The 5,221-nt window shown below is 64.0% G+C and carries 5 protein-coding genes; 2 read left to right on the top strand and 3 right to left on the bottom strand.

The annotated features are described in order from the left end of the window. Positions 1-146 precede the first annotated feature (146 nt). The 3 genes from ACY693_RS14535 to ACY693_RS14525 form a co-directional block, all read right to left on the bottom strand. Positions 147-701, bottom strand: a complete 555-nt coding sequence (locus ACY693_RS14535; RefSeq protein ID WP_462322537.1) for a DJ-1 family glyoxalase III — start codon at positions 699-701, stop codon at positions 147-149. A gap of 115 nt (positions 702-816) precedes the next feature. Beyond that, entirely contained in the window at positions 817-2,586 is a 1,770-nt protein-coding gene (locus ACY693_RS14530; RefSeq protein WP_462322536.1) for a S41 family peptidase, read from the bottom strand. Between the two features lie 169 nt (positions 2,587-2,755). Next, on the bottom strand, positions 2,756-4,027 hold the full coding sequence (locus tag ACY693_RS14525; RefSeq protein ID WP_462322535.1) for a murein hydrolase activator EnvC family protein: 1,272 nt from the start codon (positions 4,025-4,027) through the stop codon (positions 2,756-2,758). A gap of 229 nt (positions 4,028-4,256) precedes the next feature. Here ACY693_RS14525 and ACY693_RS14520 point away from each other — a divergent pair, with 229 nt between their 5' ends. Beyond that, complete coding sequence (locus tag ACY693_RS14520) at positions 4,257-4,667, top strand: ArsR/SmtB family transcription factor (protein ID WP_462322534.1); 411 nt, start codon at positions 4,257-4,259, stop codon at positions 4,665-4,667. A 165-nt stretch (positions 4,668-4,832) separates the two neighbouring features. Then, on the top strand, positions 4,833-5,221 hold a 389-nt coding region (locus tag ACY693_RS14515), incomplete at its 3' end, for a rhodanese-like domain-containing protein (RefSeq protein ID WP_462322533.1).

Below are 5,221 nucleotides of genomic sequence, written 5' to 3'. Positions count from 1 at the left end.
GGGCCAATCAGCGGGCCAGCCGACGGCCCAGGCAGCTAGCGGGTCAGCTGGCCGGGTCATTGACAGGTCAATAGGCCAGCCATTAGGCGAGGCGGCGAAGCCAAGCTCGTCCATCAATTGGTTCTCAACTGGAGCTCACCTGACTCTCAACTAGGTCGCATCAGCTTTGCCTCGACCGCAGCGCGACGCTCGGCGTCGATCAGGAGCTCGATCAGCTGCAGCGCGAAGTCCATCGCCGTGCCAGGCCCACGGGAGGTGACAACCTTGCCGTCGATCACCACCGGCTGCTCCAGCAGCCTGATCTCGGGATAGCGCTCGGGATCGATAGCACCAGGGAAGCTGGTCGCAGAGCGGCCATCGAGCAGACCGGTGCTCGCCAACACGGCGGGTGCCGCACAGATCGCCGCGCTCCAGCGATCTGTCGCGGCCTGACGCGCCAGGAGATCATGGATACGGGTGTCGCGATCGAGATGGGTGGCGCCGGGCTGACCGCCAGGCAGGACCACCATCTCGAAGTCGTCGTCGGCGACATCGTCAAGATCGACGTCCGGCACGAGCACCGTGCCGCGGCTCCCGCGGACGGGGCCGGGCTCCAGTCCAGCAACGATGACCTCGATCTCGGCTCGGCGCAGTAGGTCGATGATGGTCACGGCCTCCAGCTCTTCGCAGCCTGGAGCAAGCGGAACGAGCACAGGTAGCATCTGATCCTCCCAGTGGTTGCAGGCCTAGTAGCCGTCTACCTTCTACTTCCCGATGATCGCCTGACAGTGACGCTCAGCTCGGGAAGAGGTTGACGGCCAGGGTCCTAGGGTCGATTCATTGCGCGGGCTGATCATCGGTAGCCGGGCCGGATTGATCCTTGGGCTGATCCGTGGGCTGATCCGTGGGCTGATCGCCGGGCTGGCTGCCAGATGGGGCGTCAGCGTCGTCGCCAGCTTGGTCGCCAGTATTTTCGCCAGCTTCGTCACCAGCGCTGTCACCCGTTGCGCGTTGCGCCTCGCCAGCGTCCGGTGCACGGCTCAAGATGTCCAGCCCCTTGAGCACATTAAGTGCCTCGGAGAGCTGATAGTCCTTGGTCGCCAGGGGCTTGGTGTCTGCGGCCCCGGTGTCAGCATCAGTCTTGTCGGCGCCAGGATCCTTGGCTCCGGACTGGTCCGCGGCGTCGGCATCGCTGTCGCCATTGCCGTTTTCGCCATTACCATCTTCAAGGTGGCGCATCAGGTTGGCCTCTTTGATCGGCGCCAAGTCAGGATCGGAAGCCAAGGTGAGGCTGCCGCGCTCGAGGATGATATCGGGCACGATGCCTAGTGCCTGAATCGAGCGGCCCGATGGGGTGTAATAGCGCGCCGTGGTCAGTTTGAGCGCCGTGCGCTCATCGACCGGGATGATGGTTTGGACCGAGCCCTTGCCAAAGGTCTCGTTACCCATGATTAGGGCGCGACGCTGGTCTTGGAGGGCGCCAGCGACGATCTCGGAGGCCGACGCACTGCCGCCGTTGACCAAGACCACAAGCGGCGCCCCCTCAAGGACGTCATCAGGGCCAGCGCGGAACTCGAGCTTGGCATCCTCAAGCCGACCCTCGGTGTAGACGATCAGACCCTCCTCGAGGAAGGCATCGCTGACGCCGACCGCGGTATTGAGGACGCCGCCGGGGTTGTTGCGCAGGTCGAGGACGACGCCTTTCAATGGCCCATCGTTCTCGCGCTTGAGCTTGTCAACCGCTTCGACGAGGTCCTCGGTCGTGCGGGCCTGGAAGTTGGCGATGCGCAGGTAGCCGAAGCCGGGCTCGAGCATCCGGTGCTTGACCGAGGCAACCTTGATCACCGCGCGCTCAAGCTTGACGCTCAATGGCTTCGGCTCGCCGTCGCGGGTCAGGGTCAGCTGGATGTTGCTCCCGGGCTCGCCCCGCATCAGCTCGACCGCATCGCTGAGACTCATGCCCTTGACCGGCTTGTCGTCGATGCGAACGATGAGATCGCCGGCCTGGATGCCTGCGCGCTGAGCTGGCGTGTCGTCAATCGGCGCGATGACCTTGACGAAGCCGTCTTCCATGCCGACCTCGATGCCGAGTCCGCCAAACTCACCCGTGGTGCCAACCTGCAGGTCTTCGAATTGATCGGGGTCGAGATAGGCCGAGTGCGGGTCAAGGCCGCCGAGCATGCCGCGGATCGCGCTTGAGAGGAGCTCGCGATCGTCGACCTGCTCGACATAGTCGCTCTTGATGCGGCCGAAGACCTCGGCGAACACACGTAGCTCATCGAGCGGCAGTCCCTCGGGCTCCTCCTGCTCGAGCTCAGACAAGGCAGCCTGGACCGCCTTCTGCACCTCTTCGATGCTTGGCTCTGGGCGGGTACCGGTCGGCTTGAAGCCGGGTGGTGGTGGCTGCACAGCAGGCGGCACGGTCGCCGGGACCGTGCCCGGTGGGCCGGCTTCGGCGGGAGCTTGGGTATCGCTGTCGTTGGCCGGCGCTGTGCCCGAGTCGGTGTCCGTGTTCGGCGCAGCCGGCGGCTGTGCCCAGAGGCTGGGTAAGTAGCAGAGTGAGCAGAGACAGAAGAGGGCGAGAGCGGCTGGCTGGCGTTTGATCATGTAGCGGTCCTGGGGGCGTGCTGCGCAGCCCGACTGTTGTGTTCCGGTTGCTGTTGCTGGTTGCTGTGCTGGTTGCCGACCTGGGTTACTGGTCTGATTGGGTCAATGCTATTGAGGGTGTTTTGTGGATGGCGTTCCCGACAGCCCTCTGGCGCGATCATCCGCGCGTTCATCCGCGCGCGGCTCGACACCAGCGGGCGGGGTCGATGGCGCGTCCGTCATGGCGGATCGCAAAGTAGAGCCCATGCTGTTCGTCCCCACCGCTACTGCCGGCTAGGGCGATTAGGTCTCCGGCGGCGACCCACTCGCCGACCTCGTTCATCAGCGCCTGATTGTGTCCGTAGATCGACATATAGCCGTCACCGTGATCGATCACGATCAGCATGCCAAAGCCGCGCAGCCACCCGGCATAGGCCACACGACCATGATGAACCGCGCGCACCTCGTCGCCAGGGCGCGCCGCCAGCAAGACGCCATCGGCATGTAAGGCACCTTGCTCGCGACCCTCGCCGAAGCTGCGTAAGACCCGAGTGCCTGATAGTGGCCAACCCAATTCACCGCGCAGCTCACTGATCGGGACCTGACTCAGCTCGGCCTCGTCGGCGATCTCGGCCTCGCGCTTGAGTCGCTCGATCAGTGCGCGCATGGCTTGTGCATCCGCTGCGAGCGCCGAGGCGCGATGCTGCTCCGCCGCAATGGATTCGTCCAAATCGGCGAGGATCAGCTGACGCGCCCGTGAAGCGCTCGCCAAGCGCAGGCGGGTCTCGTCTTGGCGTGCGGCCAACCGCGCGAGCCGCGTCGCCTCGTCTCGCTCACGCTGCTCAAGGCGTTGCAATGCGGTTTCGAGCCGGCGAATCTCTTCTACCCGCGCCGCGCGTCGATCACCGACGACCTGATAATAACCCAACAGCCGTTCCGTTCGGTGCAGGTCATCCTGACCGAGCATTAAGCGGACCTGATCACCTCGCCCCATCGCGTAGGCAGCCCGCACCAGGTCCGCCAGATCCCTGCGCACCTGGCTAAGCTCACCGCGGACTGCCTGCAGCCGAGTCCGGGTGGCTGCAACCGACTCGCGCTGCACCTCGACCATGGCCTGTAGTTGATGGCCGGCCCTCGAGAGCCCGTCGATGTCTTGCTCGAACTGCTTCAGCTCCGCTTGTAGCGCATCCCGATACTGGAGATGGTCGGCGATGCTGGCTCGCAGTTCGGCGAGGCGGGCCTGCAACTGCTGAAGCTCGGCTTGGCGCTGGAGCACCGGATCGACGTCCTGGTCTGCGCCCATGGCTCGGCCCTGCTCTTCCCGGCCCTGCTCTCGGTTTTGATCTCCCTCTGGGTCGGGCGCGCTCGACTCGGCCTTTTTGGCGGCATTCGGCGCGGCGCTCGTCGTTGGTGTCTCGGCCCGCTCGTGGGCCGGCAGCGATGTGACGCTGTCGTCGGCCATCGCGGCCGTTGGAAGCGCGAGCGCCGAGCAACACAGCAAGGCCGCACCAAGGAGACCACTGGGGCGGACGGCCGGCTGGTCGGCTGGCTGCTGGGCTGGCTGCTCGGCTGGCTGTTCGGGGGGGTGGCCGCATCTCGCAGCGAGAAAAGGCCCCCACCAATGAGGACTTGCCAGACCTCTGGAAAGGTTTATCATCGATTTATGAAGCGTTGATATATGGGCCGACGTCATGGCGGGAGAAGAACAGTTGCTGGAGCAGGTGGAGGGCGCGGGCCGAACGCTCGAGCATGAGCATGAGCATGAAGAACCGGGGAGTCCTGGACTCGAGTTTTCCGAGCTCGAGCTGTTTGCCGATGACGCCGATATTGAGCGCGCCTCACGATCGCTGAAGGCCATGTCTCATCCGCTACGGCTGAAGATCCTTTGCACCCTGGGCGACGAGGAGGTCAGCGTGCAGGACATCGTTGACCATGTCGGCACCTCCCAGAGCAATATATCGCAGCATCTCGCGATCCTGCGTGACAAGGGTATCCTCGCCGCACGCAAGGATGCCAATCGGGTCTATTATCGAGTCGGCGATAGCCGAACCCTTCGTCTGATCGGCATGATGCGCGAGGTCTTCTGCAGCCGGACGCCCTAACGTCGCGTCTCCAAGCGACCGCAATGGGCCCGGAATCCGAGGCCTAAGCAGCTGCGCCGCGTGACGTTGAGCGGATAGCCCCTTATACTTGGCGGCTGATTACAGTGTTCCGCATCGAGTCTGCTCCTGCGGCGCTTTGGCCATGCCACAGTTCACATCCTCCCCATGCTTCTTGAATTTGTCGGAAACCACTGGGTGCTATTCGCCGCCCTAGGCGTCATCCTCGGTCTACTGACCTTCTCGCTGATCGTGGGCGAGAAGGGCTCGGTCGACGCCAGCACCGCGACCACGATGATCAATCAACGCGACGCCACCGTGATCGACGTTCGACCCGCTGCGGATTTTGCCAAGGGCCACATCATCAATGCGGTTAACGTCCCGATGAATGGCTTCAAGAAACAGACCGGGGCGCTGTCGCGTTACAAGGACGGGCCGGTAATCGTGAACTGCCGATCTGGCTCGCAGTCGCAAGCGGCCTGTCAGGTCCTGCGCAAGGCTGGTTTCAACGAGGTCTATAACCTCAAGGGTGGCATCATGGCCTGGGAAAGCGCCAA

This window comes from Halochromatium sp., from assembly GCF_054919635.1.
This window is presented reverse-complemented; position numbering and strand designations above follow the sequence as displayed.